Source organism: Cyanobium sp. ULC065, from assembly GCF_977927515.1.
Window position 1 is genome coordinate 869,634 of sequence record NZ_OZ376393.1, and the last position, 17,279, is coordinate 886,912.

Sequence of the window (17,279 nt, forward strand, 5' to 3'; positions counted from 1 at the left end):
CGTCCGGCGCGATGCACGAGCGTGGTCCGGCGGCATGGCTGAACTTGAGACCCGCTGGCACCCCTCCACGGCCGGGCTCAGCGAAATCCAGTGGCAGGAACTCTGCGGCGCTGCCGGGATCCCCTTCTTCAGCTGGCGCTGGCTGCATGGTCTGGAGGCCTCCGGCAGCATCGTTCCCCGTCAAGGATGGCAACCCTGCCATCTGGGGGTGTGGCGCGGCGACGCGCTGGTGGCCCTGGCGCCGCTCTACCTGAAGGGCCACAGCTACGGGGAGTTCGTTTTCGACCAATCCTTCGCGCAGCTCGCAGGACAGATGGGCCTGCGCTACTACCCCAAGCTGGTGGGGATGAGCCCGGTGAGCCCGGTGCAGGGGTACCGCTTTCACATGGCCCCCGGCGAAGACGAGGCCGCGCTCACCCGCCTGATGCTCGAGGAGATCGATCACTTCTGCCGGGAGCAGCGGCTGTTGAGCTGCAACCTGCTGTACGTCGATCCGAGCTGGCAACCGCTGGCGGAGGCCGCGGGCTGGGCCACCTGGCTCAACCAGCAGAGCCTCTGGAGCAACCCCGGTTTCGCCAGCTTCGACGACTATCTGCTCGGCTTCAATGCCAACCAGCGGCGCAACATCCGCCGTGAGCGCCGCGCCGTGGCAGACGCCGGCCTCACGGTGAGCCCACTGGTGGGAGAGGAGATCCCGGCGGTGATGCTGGAGCGCATGCATGGCTTCTATGAGCAGCACTGCGCCCGCTGGGGGGCCTGGGGCAGCAAATACCTCACCGAGGAGTTCTTCTGCTACGCCGCCGAACACCTCCGCCACGACCTTGTCCTGTTCAGCGCCCACCGCGGCGATCCGCTGGTGCCGGTGGCGATGTCCCTGTGCGTCCGCAGCCAGGAAGGGCTGTGGGGCCGCTACTGGGGCAGCAACGAGGAGATCGAGAACCTGCACTTCGATGTCTGCTACTACGCCCCGATCGAGTGGGCGATCGGTCAGGGTCTGCGCTGGTTCGATCCCGGTGCGGGCGGCAGCCACAAGCGCCGCCGCGGCTTCGTGGCTCAGCCGCGGGCCAGCCTGCACCGCTGGAGCGACCCCCGCTTCGACCGCCTCGTGCGCCAGTGGCTGCCGCAGGCCAACGCCCAGCTGCTGGAGGAGATCGAAGCCGTCAACGCGGAGCTGCCGTTCTGTCGGCGGGAGTTGCCCCTGGCAGCGGCCTGATTCCTACGATCAGCCGATGAACACTCTCCTCAGCGAGCGTGACAGCCTCGATGACCGGCTGTCGCAGCGCTCCATCGCCCTCGATCCCGCCGGCTACTTCCTGATCAAGGTGGATGCCGTGGCTGGTGAGTTGGTGGCCGAGCACTACAGCAACGGCATCGATGATCGCGGCCTCGCCACCGACCCCGACACCGGTGAGGTGCTGAGCTGCCGCGGCAACGGGTCGCGCACGCCAGTGGCCACCTACCGGGGCCGGAGCGCCAAGGAACTCGGCATCCGGCTCACTGAAAGCACGGAACCGTTGCCGCTCAGTCGCCTCGACCACGCCCTCTATATCGGGCGCGAACTGCAGAAGGCGGAAGCCTGCCTCCGCAGCGGGCTTCCGTATGTTCAGGATTGAAGCCCTGGGGGGGAAGCCTGCCGGAGTTCAGGCGGGCTGCAGCTCCTTCTCCACGCTGGTGGCGGGAGGGAGTTCGGGCGGCAGTGTCTTGAGCTGCTCTTGGATCTCCATCGTCACAACGCTGCGATATTCCAGGAAGTGCTCGTTGTGGGCCAGCACCACCAGGAACTGCTCAAGCTGGCTCGGATTGCGACGGGCGATGTCGAGCATGTAGCGCCAGAAGCGGGTGCGGGTGTTGCGCCTGATGCCTTGCCTCCACACCACGATGCTCAGGGCGCGCACGTCACTCATGGCGGGAAGTTTGGGCAACCCTGTCGACGGTCGCAGGAACTGATGCCAGCGCGGCGCCCCTACCTTGAGGTAGTAGCTGTGCACCCGGTCCATGTAGGCATTGGGCTCGTAGAGCGCGCAGAACGCATCGACGTATTCATTGGCGATGTCACGGATCGGCCGGGTGGGCACGAAGTTGAGCAGGTTTGTCTGGTTCACGCCCTTGGCGGCGGCTTTGTCCTGAATCAGACGGCCTTCCTTCTCCAGCCGGTGCCATAGCCCGGTGTTCGGCAGGGCCTGGAGCATGCCCATCATCGCGGCGGGGATACCGGTGCGAGTCACGAACTCCACGATGCGCTGGCCGGCGCCGGTCTTTTCACCATCGAAACCGATGATGAAGCCAGCCATCACCCGGATGCCATACGAGGTGATCCTGTCGACGGACTCCTCCAGAGAACTCCGGGTGTTCTGGAGTTTTCGCGCCGTTTCAAGGCTGGCTTCGTCCGGTGTTTCGATGCCCAGGAACACGCTGTCGAAGCGGCTCTCCGCCATCATCTGCATCATCTCCTCGTCGGAGGCGAGATCGACAGAGGCTTCAGTGGCAAAGCTGAAGGGGTAGTCATGTTCGATCTGCCACTGCTTGAGTGCAGGCAGCAACAATTTGGCATTGCGTTTGTTGCCGATGAAGTTGTCATCCACCAGGAAGATCGAACGCCGCCAGCCCAGGTCGTAGAGGAACTGAAGTTCGGCGATCAGTTGTTCCGGGGTCTTGGTGCGTGGCTTGCGCCCATACAGCACGATGATGTCGCAGAACTCGCATTGGAATGGGCAGCCCCGCGAGAACTGCACCGACATGGAGTCGTAAGCATCCAGCTCAAGCAGGTCAAAGCGCGGGATCGGCGTGCCGGTCACATCCGGCTTCTCGCCGTTGGAGCTGAACCGGCCACTGGAGGCGCCGCTTTCGATCGCCTCGATGAACATCGGCAGGGTGATCTCCCCCTCGTCAAGCACCTTGAAGTCGGCGAGATCGAGCTCAGGTGCGTCGGGTGTGGAGCTGGCGAAGGGGCCGCCCACGGCCACCGGCAGGCCCCGCTGCTTGGCTTTGGCAATCTGGGTGGCCATGTCGGCCTTCTGCACGATCATCCCCGAGATGATCACCAGCTCGGCCCAGGCCCACTCAGCCTCGGTCACCTCGCGCACGTTGCGGTCGGCCAGCTTGAACTCCCAGTGCTGCGGCAACAGGGCCGCCACAGTCACCATGCCGAGTGGGGGAAGCAGAACCTTCCGATTGACGAGCTCGAGGATCTTCTCGTAGCTCCAGAAGGTCTTGGGAAATTCCGGGTAGATGAGCAGGGCGCGCATGCCGTTCCGGGTGAGGGGGAGACACGAAACCCACGCCGCTGGAGGCGGCAGGGAACTGCCGTGAGTAGCAGCCACCCTAGGGGCTCCTCAAGGAAGAAGGCTTGTTCTGCTCTAATGGGTGGACGATTTCGCATCCATCGCCATGGGCATTGCGCTGTATCTGGGTCTCGTGGCTGGTGGTCTGGTCACCGCCTTCGCGCTTACCACCGTGCTGCGCGGCATCAAGCTGATCTGAGGCGACACCACAGCCTTCAGCAGCTCAAGGCAGTCAGCGGCTCTGAGGCCCCTCAGGCCTCCTGGAGCAGCAGCCGTCCCCGACCTCGGGCCAGTTCCAGCACGGCAAGTGTGAGTCCCACCGACCCCATCAGGGCGAATGTGGCGGGCAGTCCCACCCGCAGGCTGAGGGCCGCGGCCAGCAGACCGCTGAGGCCCCCACCCCCAAGAAAGGCGATCTGAGCCAGCCCGGCCATGCGGCCGCGCAGCACCACCGGGGCTGCCACCTGCGTGATCAGGCTGCTCCCTGCCAGCAGGCAGGCGGTACCGGCACCGATCAGGAAGGTGGTGAGCAGGTGGAAGCCGCTGCCCAGCGGCGCGGCCATCAGCAATTGGCCTAGGGCCGTGAGCAGTGTGGCGCCACCCAGCAGCAGGGAAGGGCGGCGGCTGAGCCAGGCGCTGTGGCGCTGCAGCAGCAATCCTCCGCAGATGCTGCCGGCCGCCAGCACGCTGGTGAACAGGCCGAGCTCCTGGGGGCTTGGCCCCAGCACCTCTGCGGCGATCAATGGGGCCAGCCCCGGATGGAAGAACACCGCCAGGCAGGCCAGCCCGGTGAACACCAGCACGTGGCGCAGCGGCGACCCGCACTCCCGCCAGGCAGTTCCCAGGCTGGAGCCCGAACCACCGCCACTGCGCTGCTCCGCGTCCCGGTGCGGTGCCAGCAACCACACCACCGTGGCGATCGGCAGCAGATAGGAGGCGGCATCGATCGTGAGCGTGGCCGTCGGACCACTCAGGGCGAGCAACATGCCTCCCACCGGTGGACCCACCAGCTTCCCCACGTTGAAGACCACCGCGAAACTGGCCAGATAGGGGGCCAGCTGCTGGGGCTCCTCCACCAGCAGGGCGCAGTACTTCTGGCGCGCCGTGAGCTCAAAGGCGCTGGCGAGCCCCACCACGAGCGTGCTCAGCATCAACAGTGCCACCTGGGCTGTGCCGGTGAGCAGGGGAATGGTGATCGCCCCGAGGGCAGCGCCGCCCACCAGCCCCCACTGGGACAGCACCAGGATCCGCTCACTGCCGAGGCGGTCGGTGAGCACCCCGGCCGGGCCGCTCACCAGCAGGCTGGGCAGGGCCAGCGCCGCGAAATTGACGGCCAGCAGCAAGGGGTTGCGTGTGCCGTCCATCAGGATCCAGGCCTTGGCCGTGATGCCGGCGAAGGATCCGGCCGTGCTCAACCCTGAAGCGATCAGGAAGGTGGTGCGTTGATGCCGCCGGATCCAGCTCTTCAATCGCTGCTGCCGCGCGAGGCTCGGGCCTGAAGCACCATTGCCGCCGAGCCCACCACTTCCCCATCCAGGTCGTAGGGATGGGCCGCGGTGATCCGCACGGGCACCATCTGGCCCGGGGAGGCGGTCAGGCCGCCCTCGCCCGGCTTCACCCGCACATCGCCATCCACATCGGGCGCGAAGCGGGCGCAACGCCCGATCAGTTCGCCGGTGGCAGGGTTCTCCTGCTCGATCAGCACATCGACGATCCGCCCCACCCAGGCGCCGTTGCGTTCGGCGGCGATCGGCTGCTGCGCTTCCATCAGCCGGTTGCGGCGCTCCTGGGCCACGGCGGCGGGCACGGCATCGGGCAGATCGGCGGCCGCCGTTCCCTCCTCGGGCGAAAAGGTGAACACCCCCACGTGATCGAAGCGCTGCGTGGTCACGAAGTGGAGCAGGTGCTCGAAGTGCTCCTCGGTTTCGCCTGGGAAGCCCACGATGAAGGTGGTGCGCAGCACCGCCTCGGGCAGCAGCTCGCGGATGCGATCCAGCAGGTCGCCGTTCACATTCGTCTGCCAGGGGCGGTTCATGGCTCGGAGCACGTCCGGATGGCTGTGCTGCAGGGGGAGATCCAGGTAGGGCAGCACGTTGGCCACGTCCCGGTAGGCGGCGAGCACCGGGGGCGTCAGGCCCGTGGGGTAGGCGTAGTGCACGCGGATCCAGGGAATCTCCACCTCGCCGAGGGCGCGCAGCAGCTCCGCCAGCTGCGGACGCCCGTAGAGGTCGAGGCCGTAATTGGTGGTGATCTGGCTGATCAGGATCAGCTCCTTCACCCCCTGAGCCGCCAGTTGCTGCGCTTCCGCCACGATCGACTCGATCGTGCGGGAGCGCTGATCGCCGCGCAGCTTGGGAATGATGCAGAAGGCGCAGCGGTAGTCGCAGCCTTCGGCCACCTTCAGGTAAGCCACCGCCTCTGAGGTGGTGCGATATCGGGGCAGGTGCTCATCGGCCACAAAGGTGGGGGTGGCACTCACCCGGTTCACCCGTTCGCCTGCCTCCACCCGCCGCAGCACCTCCACGATGTGCTGATAGTCGCCGGTGCCCACGATCGCCCTGGCTTCCGGCAGGGCATCCAGCAGTTCCTCCTGGAAGTGCTGGGCCAGACAGCCCGCGATGATCAGCTCCTTGCCCTGCTCAGCCAGCTCCACCAAGGTGCGTACTGATTCCTCCCGGGCGTCCTGGATGAAGCTGCAGGTGTTCACCACCACCACCGAGGCCTCGCTCTCATCGGCGCTGACGCCATAGCCGGCTTCTGCCAGCAGGCCGAGCATGTGCTCGGTGTCCACCCGGTTCTTTTCGCAGCCGAGGTGCGCGAAGGCCACGGTGGGCGGACGGCTGGCCTCGACAGGAGCGCCGGCCGGCGAATCCGGAGCGAGGGAAGGGGCGGAACCGACCAGCGAGGAATCGATGCCGGCCCTGACGGCGGCTTGGCGCATGGGGGAGGGAAGACCGGGGCCGTCGAAGGGCCAATGGAACACCCTATGGGAGAAGAGCCGTTCCCCGGCACACGCCCCGCGCTCAGATGGGCGGGTGGTGACCTCCAGCCCGCCGGTGGGCGCCCCGAAACGGAAGCTGCCACAATCGCTGAAGCGTGCGTCAGTTCTTTGACCCCCTCCCGTCTTACCAGCCGACTCACTAGCCGTCGCCGCGGTGAAGCCGGCAGCCGCTGGGCGCGGGTGGCCATTGCCGTGCTGGCCACGGTCGGTGTGATTGATACCGGTGCCATCACCCTCAAGCGCTGGGGCCTGATCGGCCCCCTCAGCTGTCCTGGTGGTGGGGATGGCTGCGACAAGGTGCTCAGCAGCGTCTGGGGCAGCCTGTTCGGCCAACCCCTCTCCCTGTTCGGTTTTCTGGCCTACGCGGCCTTGCTGCTGCTGGCCGTGGTGCCGCTGGTGGTGCGCGGCGAGCGTGGCAGCGACCTGCAGAGTCGCAGCTGGTGGGGCCTGTTCCTGCTGAGCGGCGCCATGTCGGTGTTCAGCCTGGTGCTGATGGGCCTGCTGATCTTCAAGATCCAGGCCTTCTGTTTCTTCTGCGTGCTTTCCGCGCTGCTGAGTGTTTCAGCCTTGGTGCTCAGCCTGATCGGTGGTGATTGGGAGGATCCTGGCCAGCTGGTGTTCCGCGGTGTGCTGGTGCTGCTGGTGGTGGGTCTGGCGGGCCTCGGCTGGGCCGCCTCAGTCGACCGTCCGGCTGCCCTCAGCACCCAGGGCATGCCCCCCGAAGTGGTCAGGCCCAGCACGGCGGCCACGATCGCCCTCGCCAAGCACCTGAAGGCGGAGGGAGCGGTGATGTATTCGGCCTACTGGTGCCCCCACTGCCACGAGCAGAAGGAGCTGTTCGGAAAGGAGGCGACCAAATCGCTCACCATCATTGAGTGCGCCCCCGATGGCGCCAACAGCCAGACCGCCCTCTGCAAGGAGAAGAATGTGCAGGGCTTCCCCTCCTGGGAGATCCGCGGCCAGATCACATCCGGCGTGAAGCCGCTCGCCGGCCTTGCCAATGCCTCTGGCTACACCGGACCGACTGACTTTTGATCCTAACTTCTGAGCGGTGGCTCCGCCCACCAACTGCTGAGCTGTCCCCAAAGCAAAGCTCCCCTTGCTGTCCCTGAAGCTCGAGGTGCTGAGGCCAGGGGCTGAACAGCTAGGAGCCAAAGGCCAGGGCCTTCGCCAGTGGCGCCGTGCTGATCGTCTGCCCCTGCTGCTGCACGGTGTGGCGTTGCCAGAAGGGTTGGGAGCCGGGGCAATCGGTGCGGAAATGCCCCCCCCTGCTTTCGGTGCGAAAGAGGGCGGCCTCCATCAACAGCTCTCCCAGTTCCAGCTGCCGCAGCAGATCCTGCAGCGGTCGGATCAGCCCCAGCTGGTCAGCGGGAAGTTCCAGCTGATCTGAAGGCGCCAGCTGCGCCACCTCGGCCAGCAGAGCCAGCCTCTCCATCGCGCTGCGTTGCTCCTGGATCGCCGCCAGGCCCTGACGCAGGGCCGTACCGCGTCGCTCAACGCCGGCCACCCGCCAGCAGTGGCGTCGCAGCGACGCCACCTGAGCGGCAATCGTTTCAGCGCTCACACTGCGGCTTAGCTCGGGGCTCACGCCGGCGGGCCCGGCCCCGTTGCCCCCGAAGCTTCCCACAGATCCGGAGAACAACATCGCCCCAGGAGCTCCACTTCGTGCAGTAACAGGGCGCGGTGCCGTGAAGGTGTCGTTCAGCTGGATCCGGCTCAACTGGCGGGCGAACACAAGACATTCCATCAGCGAGTTGCTCGCGAGTCGGTTGGCCCCATGCACCCCCGTACAGGCCACTTCCCCCACGGCATACAGGCCAGTAAGGCTGGTGGCGGCGTTGAGGTCAGTGCTGACGCCTCCCATCCAGTAGTGGGCCGCAGGTGCGATCGGGATCGGTGTATCGGCCGGTTCAAGGCCCAGTTGGCGGCAACGGGCCAGGATCGTGGGGAACTGCTTCTCCATCCGTGCGCCGCCGATGGGGCGCAGATCGAGCCAGAGATGGTCCACACCTTGCTCGTGCATCGTGCGCACCAGCGCCCGGCTGACCTGGTCGCGAGGCGCCAGATCCCCGCCCGCCAGGGCGCGCACCGGGCTGCGGCCCTGCCTGTCGAGCAGCTTGGCGCCTTCACCCCGCACGGCCTCAGAGATCAGGAAGTGAGGAGCGCCGGGGAGCATCAGCGCCGTGGGGTGGAACTGAACGAACTCCAGGTCACGCACCTGGGCTCCCGCCCTCCAGGCCATGCCCACGCCGTCGCCGGTGGCCTGGCTGGGATTGGTGGTTTTCTCGAACAGATGTCCGCCGCCGCCACTGGCCAACACCACGGCCCCAGCACGCAGCCAGCGCACCTGGTCGCCCTCCAGCACCTGCAGCCCCTGGCAACGGCCGGCTTCGACCCAGAGCTGCAGCGCCATCACCCCCTGGCAACGCACCAGCAGGGCACGCCGCTCAACCGCTCGCTCCAACGCATCCACCAGGGCGCCGCCGGTACGGTCCTGGGCGTGCAGCACGCGGCGATGGCTGTGGGCTGCTTCAAGTGTTGTGCTGAGGCTGGCGCCATCCCGATCGAAATCCATCCCCAGCTGGAGCAAGCGTTCCACGCAGCGGGGGGCTTCATGAACGAGCAACTCCACGGCCGCAGGATCACAGAGCCCTGCACCGGCCTTGAGTGTGTCCTCCCGGTGGCTGGCAAAGCTGTCCTCGGGGCGTGTCACGGCGGCGATACCCCCCTGCGCCCAGCGGCTTGCAGAGCGCGGGCCCCGCTCTTTGCTGAGCAGCAGCACCCTCAGTTCACTCGGCAGCTCCAGGCAGGCCATCAGGCCGGCAGCGCCCCCGCCGACCACCACCACATCCCAGGTGGTCGCCAGCGGTGGCTGGAAAGACGACGGCCTGGGGGTCGATGCAGTCAACGGAACGACAAAAAAGCCGCCGGATGAACCCCGGCGGCCAGATGGGAATCAGAAGAGAGCTGGATCAGCGGTAGACACCATTGTTGATGCGGTCAAAGCCTTCGTTGAGGGCAATGGAAGGAGGAGTGATTGTGAAGTTATCGCGGTACTTCTCAAACAGCTCCTTCTGGCGCTCCGTGAGGTCAAGGCTGAGCACGTCGTCAATGGATTCGTAAGGGCCGCCCAGCACGATCTTGCCGGCCAGCGTGGGGTACATCCCAGGGAATTGCTGGAAGCTACGGACCGGAGAGTTGTTGAGGTCCACCTTCCCGACGGCAGCGGCGATCTTGTCGTCCGCCACGTTGCGCGGGGCATCAGCGAAGGCCGCAGGGGGCAGAGCCATGGCCATCAGCAGGCCCGCAAGAAGCACACCACTCATCAGCCAGGCAACCACCCGTTTCATCGAAAATCTCCTTTTGAGGCAGCCGGTCGGCACCGCGGCAACGCTACAGCGGCCCACTGCGATCCCTGCACCGCAGCCCCCTGGCTTTTGCAGTTCTTCAATCGGCCCATGAACGGGCGGGAGGCTTCGCTCCAGATCAGAGCTCCCTGGCCTTGGCCCTGCTTGAAAGGCCCAGCCGGAGCCGCTCAGCAGGTGGGATCAGATCAGTCCGCTCAGGTGCGGGCTCAACAGCGCTGCACCCAGGAAAAGCCCATCAACCGCGAGGGTGGTGATCAAGGCGGCTGCCGCCACCCGACCACTGGCTCCCTGCGGCCACCAGCGCCGCCCAAGCAGGATCAGCCCGGTGGCGATCGTGGCGATTTCGATCAGCGCCAGCGGCTGCAACACGAGCTCCGCGGCTTTGCGCAGCAGCTCGGGGGCCTGCTCGGCTGGTGCCTGAAGCACCTGGGGCCAGAGGGGCATCACGCCCGTGAGCAGCATGGCGCCATCCGTGCAGGCCGTTCCCAGCAGGGAGGCGAGGTAGAAAGCCCCGGCGCTGCGCCAGCGGGTCGAGAGTCCGGCCCAGGCGATCGGCACAGCGAAGGCTTCGACCGGCAGATGCCAGGCCGGGTGCAGACGGAACCACCCCCAGAACAGACAACCAGCCAGCCAGCTGCCGCTGAAGCCCACCAGCACGCCGCCCAGTTCGCGCCACTGGCCCTGGCCGCGCCAACCGAGCAACAGCCCGGCGCTCAGCAGCACGGTTGTGAAGGCGGTGGCGCTGGTGGGATGCAACCGCACCCATGGCGCCTGCAAAAACACCGGCAGGGCCACGAGCATCCCCACGGCGACCGGCAGGAGCCAGCCCAGCTCGCGCGTGGCAGGGGCGTGCTTCGCTGGCCAGGTGGCCCCCGATGACAGTGGTACAGCCAGAACCACCTCGGGGGATCGCTCCAGGGTTGAGACGCGGGCAAGGTAGAGCGAAACCCCGGGCACCTGCACGTATGAAGAAAGGTTGCCAACCTTAGGGGATTGCTGGGTGGCTGGCGGGAGCCGCCCGCCATAAGGTCACGTCATGTCCTGACGACCGTCCCCATGCCTCCTGTCCTTCCGTCCCAGGCACCGGGACTGCTGGAGGCCTGCTGGCAGGCCCTTGTGCTGGGCGTGGTCCAGGGACTGACCGAATTCCTGCCGATCAGCAGCACCGCCCACCTCAAGGTCGTGCCCGTGCTGCTGGGTTGGGGTGATCCCGGCGTCGCCGTCACGGCCGTGATCCAGCTCGGCAGCATTACCGCCGTGGTGCTCTACTTTCGCCGCGATCTGCTGGATGTGGCGGTGGGGATGTCCCGGGCCTTCCGCCATGGGCAATGGCGTGATCCGTCCGCCCGACTTGGACTGGCCATGGCCGTTGGAACCTTGCCGATCGTGGCGGCCGGCAGCGCCATCAAGCGCTTCTGGAGCGGCTACGAAACCTCCGTGCTGCGCAGCATCCCCTCGATTGCGATCGTCTCGATCGTGATGGCGCTGTTGCTGGCCTGTGCCGAAGTGGTCGGCCGTCGCCGCAAGGAACTGCCCCAGGTGCGTCCCGTTGATGGCCTGGTGGTCGGGCTTGCCCAGATGCTCGCCATCATCCCCGGCGTGTCCCGATCCGGCAGCACCCTCACGGCCTCGCTGTTCGATGGCTGGCAGCGCCCTGCCGCCGCGCGCTTCTCGTTTTTGCTCGGCATACCGGCGATCACCCTGGCCGGGCTGGTGGAGCTGAAGTCGGCGTTTGCCGCCAGCGCCTCGCTGGGCCCTCTGCCTTTGCTGGTCGGAATCCTCTCGGCGGCGGTGGTGTCCTGGCTGGCGATCGCCTGGTTGCTCCGTTTCCTTCAGGCCCACAGCACCTGGGTGTTCGTGGCCTACCGGCTCGTTTTCGGCGTCGCACTGCTGGTCTGGGCTCGTCAGGCAGCCCCGGCCTTGCTCAATTGAAGGCAGCTGGCAGGAGCGTTGCTGCACAGAGCAGCCCCGCGTGCCCAGCAGGGCCCTTGCGACCAGGCCCACCAGCCCCGCCTGCTGGGTTCCACACTGGAGCCTGATGCCCACCGCCCGATGTGGAACGAACCATCCGCCGGCCTGGCGTTGGCCGATGCCACCCCGGGCCGTCAGCCCCAGCCCGCCGTTGTGGCCACTGTGGAGCCCGGTTCGATCGGCGAAGACCTGGGCTTCCAACCCGGTGATCGGCTGCTGAGCATCAATGGAGTGCGTCCACGCGACCTGATCGATCTGCAGGTACTGGTGGGCGAAGAGGAGCTGGTGCTTGAAGTGGAGGATCCTGGCGGCGAGCGTCATCGGGTGGAGCTGGAGAAGGAGGCTGATGAGGGGCTTGGGCTCGGCTTCACCGAGGCGCTGTTTGATGGCCTGCGGCAGTGCAACAACCACTGCCCCTTCTGCTTCATCGACCAGCAGCCGCCGGGGCGTCGCGGCAGCCTCTACCTCAAGGACGACGATTACCGCCTCAGCTTTCTCTACGGCTCCTACCTCACCCTCACCAACCTCACTGCTGCCGATTGGGAGCGGATCGAACAGCAGCGGCTGTCGCCGTTGTTCGTCTCCGTCCACGCCACCGATCCGGCTCTGCGCAGCCGCCTGTTGGTGAATCCACGTGCGGGCTTGCTGCTGGAACAGCTCGTCTGGTTCGCCGAACGTCGCCTCCAGATCCATGCCCAGGTGGTCGTCTGCCCTGGCCTGAACGATGGCCCTGCCCTCGAGCGCACCCTCAAGGATCTGGCGGGGTTTGCGTCGGGGTCCTGGCCTGCCGTGCTCTCTGCCGCAGTCGTGCCTGTTGGCCTCACCCGCTTCCGCCCCAGTGGTGATGGCCTCAGGCCTGTTGATCCTGCCTGTGCCGGGAGGGTGATCGCCTTGGTGGAGCGCCTGCAGCAGGGTTTCCAGCAGCAGCTCGACACTCGTTTCGCCTGGCTGTCCGATGAGTGGTACCTGATGGCAGGTCAGCCGCTGCCGGAGCGCCTCAACTACGAGGATCTGCCGCAGCAGGAAAACGGCGTCGGCAGCATTCGCGCCTTCCTCGAAGCGCTGGATCGGGCCACCACCTCCCTGCCGAAGCGCCTCGCCGTTCCACGGCGTGTCAGTTGGGTGGTGGGTGGACTTGTGGCCGGTGCGCTCTCGCCTGTGGTGGAGCGGCTCAACGCAGTGCAGGGGTTGACGTTGCAGTTGTTCGGCCTGCCCAGCCCCTACTGGGGGCAGGATCTGGTGGTCACCGGCCTGCTAACGGGTTCTGATTTGTTGGCGGGGCTGGCCGGGGCGGATCTCGGCGACATGCTTCTGCTACCCGGGGTGATGCTGCGGCAGGGAGAGCCGGTGTTCCTCGACGACCTCCCCCTTTGTGTGATCAAAGACCGTCTGGGGGTGCCGATCCGGGTCGTGGATGGGGCAGATGATTTCGTGTCTGCCTGCGTCGGCGCTCTTGCCCATCCTCCTTAAACTCAGCTGGTTATCAGGTCTCACGACGCGTGCGCCCCTCCCTCCTTGCTTCGTGTGCTCTGGCAGGGATGGTGTTCCTTCCGCTGGGCGCCCGTCCATCGCTCGCACAGAGCACCCCAGTCCTTTCTTCTGGCCCAGACACCACTGCTCAGAAACCCACCACCACCGCTGAGCCAAGCTCCAAGGCTGCGGGCACTGCTCCGTCTCCTGCCCAGCCTTCCACTGCCGGCTCTGGCGCCCTGCCCACGGCTACCGAGTTGAAGGGGGAGCGCCCGCGGTCCGATCCCTCGGTGCTTGCACCGGCGGCTCGCCAGTTGCCCGAAGCGCTGCAACCGTTGGTTGCCCCGCCGCCGCTTGCACTCCCGGATCTTCCTTCCCAAGTGAGAATCCAGCAGCTCCGTCCATTGGGCCTGCAGGAGGTGGAAACCCTGGCAGAGGTGAACAACCCCAACCTCAAGGCAGTGGCGTCACAGGTTGAGCAGGCGCAGTCCAATCTCAGGGCTCAGATATCGGCCTGGTATCCCACAATCAACCTCACCACCCAGAACAACTTCCCGTCACTCCGTAATAGCTACAGCTTCCAGAACTCCGCCACCGGACTGTTTGCTCCTACCGGTGCCACCATTGGTGCTCGGATCGGTGCCTCGATGAATATCGGCATCAATTGGGATCTGATCAATCCGCAGCGGGTTCCCCAGATTTCCGCAGCACGCGATTCCTTCGAGAAAGCGCAGAACCAATACCTGATTGCTCTACGAGATCTTCGTTTGCAGGCTGCCCAGGCTTATTTCGACCTTCAGCTCACCGACGAGGGTGTGAGGATCGGTCAGGAGTCTGTGCGGGCCTCCCTCGTCAGCCTTAAGGATGCTCGTGCACGGTTCCAAGCGGGTGTCTCTACCAAGCTGGATGTGCTTCAGGCTGAAACCCAGCTTGCCCGCGACCAGCAGCTACTCACCAACCAGTTGTCCTCCCAGGCGATTGCCCGCCGCAGCCTGGCCGCTCTGCTCGACCTCCCTCAAGACATCACCCCGACGGCCAAGGAGCCTGCGCGGGTTCTTGCCACCTGGATTCCCTCGTTGCAGGAGAGCATCGTGGCGGCTTTTGCGTTCCGCGAGGAGCTCGATCAAGTGTTGCTCGACATCTCGATTGCGAACAGCAATGCCAACGCTTCCCTCGGCTCAACGCAGCCATTCTTAAGCATCGTCAATAACTTTGGCTGGGATCGCAGCAATGGTCAGACCAACGTCCCGGAGGGTCAGTCTATCAACTTCGACAATTTTTCTTACTCCATTGACAACGCCATTGGTCTGAATCTTCGCTGGACGCTCTTCGATGGCGGACGCGCTGCCGCCGAGTTCCGTCAGCAGAAGCAGGCTGCAGAGCAGAACCGCTTCAATTTCGCCAGCCGGAGGGATGCCATCCGCTTTGAGGTGGAAACCAGTTTCTATCAGCTGCTGCAGAACAACCGCGACATCACCACCACGTCCCGGGAGGTGATCTCTTCCCGTGAAGCGCTGCGGTTGGCCAGGCTGCGGTTTCAAGCCGGCGTCACCACCCAGCGGGAAGTGGTCGACAGCCAGCGCGACCTCACCCAGGCGGAGGTGAGGTACGCCACCGCCGTCACCGACTACAACAAGCGCTTGGCGGAACTGCGCCGTCGTACGGGCCTTGATCAGGTGGCCTTCTGCAAGCCTCCGGCATTAACAGCGGTCAAGCCGGCCGTCGATCCCGCCACCCAGATTCCAATCGATCCCCAGCCGCTCCAACCTGCCTGTCAGGCGGAGGTCCGAGGACCCGGTGGTGCAGGACCGCTTTCCCCCTGATCGCCACTTCCCTTTTGGCTGACTTGGTTCCGTTGATAGGGTCACGGTGTCGTCGCCGACCACCCGGATGACCCAAGCAGCGACGGCGCCGCCAGGCCTTTCGTTCGTCACCACCATTCGGTTGGGTCTGTTCCAGGGATCGCTCGGTTTTCTCGCGGTTGTGTTTGCCGGTCTGCTGAACCGGATCATGCTCAGCGAACTGGGCTTCCCCGGTTTGTTGGTGGGCGGAGCACTGGCTTTCGAGCAGTTCGTTGCCCCGTCGCGCATCCTTTTCGGCCAGATTTCCGATCGCCACGCCATCGCCGGCCGGCATCGCACGCCTTACATCTGGGCGGGCAGCGCTTGTTTCTGCGCTCTGGCGGTGTTGGTGGTTCCCTTGATCTTCCGCCTGGCGGAGGCCATGGACAGCGCTGACGGCCAGGGGGTTCTGCTGGGGGTGGTGCTGTTGTGCGGGCTGTTTGCCTTCTATGGGCTGGCGGTGTCGATGGCCACCACCCCGTATCTCGCCCTGGTGATCGACCGCACCCAGGAGCAGGAACGCCCCCGGGCCGTGAGCATCATCTGGTGCATGCTCACCATCGGCATTGTGATCGGTGCCATTGCCATTTCGTTGAGCCTCCGCGGCCTCGATGGCATCACAGATCGGGCCACCCTCGAAACGGTTCTCAGGCCATTCATGCTGCGATCGGCCGGGCTGGTGTTCCTGCTCACGCTCGTGGCCACCTGGGGGATCGAGCCCGCCCGGGCTGGTGAATCACTGAGCAGCGCCGCCGATCGCGACGACGCCATCACCCTGTCGCGGGCCTGGCGTCTGATCCGATCAAGCGCGCAGGTGGCGATCTTCTTCACCTTCCTGATTCTTTTCACCCTGGCCCTGTTCCTCCAGGACCCGATCCTGGAGAGCTATGGAGCTGATGTGTTCGGCATGCCCATCGCCGCCACCGCGTCGCTCAATGCGCTCTGGGGGTCCGGCACATTGGTGGGTCTGATCCTGGCCGGTTTGTGGATCGTGCCGCGTCTAGGCAAATTCGCGGCGGCCCGCCTTGGCTGTCGACTGATCCTGATCTCCTTATTGCTCCTGCTGCTGGCCGGCTTCACCGCCCGTGTGGCAGTTCTGCAAGGGCTGATGATCCTGTTCGGCCTGGCTTCCGGCATCGGAACCAACAGTGCGCTCTGCCTGATGCTTGATCTCACCCTGCCCGAGGCGGCCGGCACTTTTGTCGGGGTGTGGGGCCTGGCCCAGGCATTGTCCCGGGCCATCGCCAAGTTGCTCGGTGGTGGCCTGCTCGACCTTGGTCGAGCACTCTTCCCTTTGCAGGGACCCTTCCCCCCCTTCGCTCTTGTGCTGGGCATCGAGGCACTGGTCGCACTGGCTGCCTTGCTGATGCTCAGCCGCGTCAATCTGCACCGGTTCCGCGAGGACACCAGCCGCAGCCTCACCCAGGTGCTTGCCATGGAGCTCGGATGACCTTTGCCCACGCGTTGCCGGCGGATGCGCTGCGGCTCAACTCCCTGCTTGATGCGGTGGCAGAGCGGCAACGCAACGATTTTGGCCACATGGCATTCGAAGCCAAGGCCGATGGCAGCTTGATCACCGCCTGCGATCGCTGGAGTGACGAGACCCTGGTGCAGGGCCTGGCTGAGCTCTATCCCGGCGAAGGGGTGCTGAGCGAGGAGGGGAGGCATCTTGTCCCTGCCACAGAGGCGTTCTGGGTGGTGGATCCCCTTGATGGCACCACCAACTTCGCGGCGGGCATCCCTTACTGGGCCATTTCGATGGCCCGCTTCGAGGCAGGGGTTCCCGTGTTGGCCCTCCTTGATGTCCCTCCGCTGCGACAACGCATCGTGGCGGTGCGGGGCCAGGGAGCGTGGCGTAACGGCAAACGTCTCTTGCCGCCGTCCACCCAGCAGCTGCAGACCGGTTGTGCGTCCCTGTGCAGCCGGTCGATCGGCGTGCTGCAGAAGCTCCCCGACCGCAGGTTTCCCGGCAAGATCCGCCTGCTCGGTGTGGCCAGCTTGAACCTCGTCAGCGTGGCAATGGGCCAGACCGTCTCAGCTCTGGAGGCCACGCCCAAGATCTGGGATCTGGCCGCGGCCTGGCTTGTGCTTACAGAGCTGGGCTGCTCTCTGCAGTGGCTGCAACGCAGTCCCACCCCTCTAGTAGCTGGCGAAAGCCTTGCGAGCACAGACTTTCCCGTGCTTGCGGCGAGCAATAGCGAGCAGCTGGCACGCTTCGCGCCATGGGCGGAGGCATTGGTTGAAGCGGGGGGGTGAGTTTGTGTGCTAGTTTTTTGGACTGCGCGGGAGCCGAGAGGCGAGCGCTGCAGGGCTTACGGAGAAGGAGGCGCGAGCCGACGATGCTGTA

General features: G+C 65.7%; 15 protein-coding genes. 9 read left to right on the forward strand and 6 right to left on the reverse strand.

Annotation, left to right across the window (positions count from 1 at the left end):
- Window positions 1-34 precede the first annotated feature (34 nt).
- Both ACXMDP_RS04105 and ACXMDP_RS04110 read left to right on the forward strand, forming a co-directional pair.
- Window positions 35-1,213, forward strand: coding sequence for a GNAT family N-acetyltransferase (locus tag ACXMDP_RS04105; RefSeq protein ID WP_259730117.1), 1,179 nt, complete (start codon window positions 35-37; stop codon window positions 1,211-1,213).
- Window positions 1,214-1,229: 16 nt separating this feature from the next.
- Window positions 1,230-1,613, forward strand: coding sequence for a DUF4346 domain-containing protein (locus ACXMDP_RS04110; RefSeq protein WP_259730116.1), 384 nt, complete (start codon window positions 1,230-1,232; stop codon window positions 1,611-1,613).
- Between the two features lie 27 nt (window positions 1,614-1,640).
- On the opposite strand, the gene ACXMDP_RS04115 is transcribed toward ACXMDP_RS04110, so the two are convergent.
- Window positions 1,641-3,245: a B12-binding domain-containing radical SAM protein gene (locus ACXMDP_RS04115; protein WP_094514770.1), complete on the reverse strand. Its 1,605-nt coding sequence runs from the start codon at window positions 3,243-3,245 to the stop codon at window positions 1,641-1,643.
- A 118-nt stretch (window positions 3,246-3,363) separates the two neighbouring features.
- Here ACXMDP_RS04115 and petL point away from each other — a divergent pair, with 118 nt between their 5' ends.
- Complete coding sequence (petL, locus tag ACXMDP_RS04120) at window positions 3,364-3,480, forward strand: cytochrome b6-f complex subunit PetL (protein ID WP_233133140.1); 117 nt, start codon at window positions 3,364-3,366, stop codon at window positions 3,478-3,480.
- 52 nt (window positions 3,481-3,532) lie between these two features.
- Here the strand turns inward: petL and ACXMDP_RS04125 are convergent, their stop codons facing one another.
- On the reverse strand, window positions 3,533-4,750 hold the full coding sequence (locus tag ACXMDP_RS04125) for an MFS transporter (RefSeq protein WP_259730115.1): 1,218 nt from the start codon (window positions 4,748-4,750) through the stop codon (window positions 3,533-3,535).
- A complete protein-coding gene (gene rimO, locus ACXMDP_RS04130; protein ID WP_457767200.1) occupies window positions 4,747-6,057 on the reverse strand; it encodes a 30S ribosomal protein S12 methylthiotransferase RimO in 1,311 nt (436 codons plus the stop codon). Before rimO ends, ACXMDP_RS04125 begins: the two co-directional genes overlap by 4 nt.
- A 333-nt stretch (window positions 6,058-6,390) precedes the next feature.
- On the opposite strand from rimO, the gene ACXMDP_RS04135 reads away from it, so the two are divergent.
- Window positions 6,391-7,317: a vitamin K epoxide reductase family protein gene (locus ACXMDP_RS04135; protein ID WP_259730113.1), complete on the forward strand. Its 927-nt coding sequence runs from the start codon at window positions 6,391-6,393 to the stop codon at window positions 7,315-7,317.
- Window positions 7,318-7,426: 109 nt separating this feature from the next.
- On the opposite strand, the gene nadB is transcribed toward ACXMDP_RS04135, so the two are convergent.
- From nadB to ACXMDP_RS04150, 3 genes are all read right to left on the reverse strand, one after another.
- The gene (gene nadB / locus ACXMDP_RS04140) at window positions 7,427-9,097 is read right to left on the reverse strand and encodes an L-aspartate oxidase (RefSeq protein ID WP_399233423.1); all 1,671 of its coding nucleotides are present in this window, start codon (window positions 9,095-9,097) and stop codon (window positions 7,427-7,429) included.
- Window positions 9,098-9,254: 157 nt separating this feature from the next.
- Window positions 9,255-9,632 carry a photosystem II complex extrinsic protein PsbU gene (gene psbU, locus ACXMDP_RS04145; protein ID WP_094514757.1) on the reverse strand — a complete coding sequence of 126 codons (378 nt, stop codon included), beginning with the start codon at window positions 9,630-9,632 and terminating at the stop codon, window positions 9,255-9,257.
- A gap of 198 nt (window positions 9,633-9,830) precedes the next feature.
- Window positions 9,831-10,607 carry a DUF3120 domain-containing protein gene (locus tag ACXMDP_RS04150; RefSeq protein WP_457767083.1) on the reverse strand — a complete coding sequence of 259 codons (777 nt, stop codon included), beginning with the start codon at window positions 10,605-10,607 and terminating at the stop codon, window positions 9,831-9,833.
- 99 nt (window positions 10,608-10,706) lie between these two features.
- Here ACXMDP_RS04150 and ACXMDP_RS04155 point away from each other — a divergent pair, with 99 nt between their 5' ends.
- From ACXMDP_RS04155 to ACXMDP_RS04175, 5 genes are all read left to right on the forward strand, one after another.
- A complete protein-coding gene (locus ACXMDP_RS04155) occupies window positions 10,707-11,582 on the forward strand; it encodes an undecaprenyl-diphosphate phosphatase (protein ID WP_255101437.1) in 876 nt (291 codons plus the stop codon).
- Window positions 11,583-11,702: 120 nt separating this feature from the next.
- A complete protein-coding gene (locus ACXMDP_RS04160) occupies window positions 11,703-13,091 on the forward strand; it encodes a TIGR03279 family radical SAM protein (protein WP_259730111.1) in 1,389 nt (462 codons plus the stop codon).
- A gap of 68 nt (window positions 13,092-13,159) precedes the next feature.
- Window positions 13,160-14,914 carry a TolC family protein gene (locus tag ACXMDP_RS04165; RefSeq protein ID WP_399233397.1) on the forward strand — a complete coding sequence of 585 codons (1,755 nt, stop codon included), beginning with the start codon at window positions 13,160-13,162 and terminating at the stop codon, window positions 14,912-14,914.
- Window positions 14,915-14,981: 67 nt separating this feature from the next.
- Window positions 14,982-16,382: a BCD family MFS transporter gene (locus tag ACXMDP_RS04170; RefSeq protein ID WP_259730109.1), complete on the forward strand. Its 1,401-nt coding sequence runs from the start codon at window positions 14,982-14,984 to the stop codon at window positions 16,380-16,382.
- On the forward strand, window positions 16,379-17,188 hold the full coding sequence (locus ACXMDP_RS04175) for an inositol monophosphatase family protein (RefSeq protein WP_259730108.1): 810 nt from the start codon (window positions 16,379-16,381) through the stop codon (window positions 17,186-17,188). Before ACXMDP_RS04170 ends, ACXMDP_RS04175 begins: the two co-directional genes overlap by 4 nt.
- Window positions 17,189-17,279 lie beyond the last annotated feature (91 nt).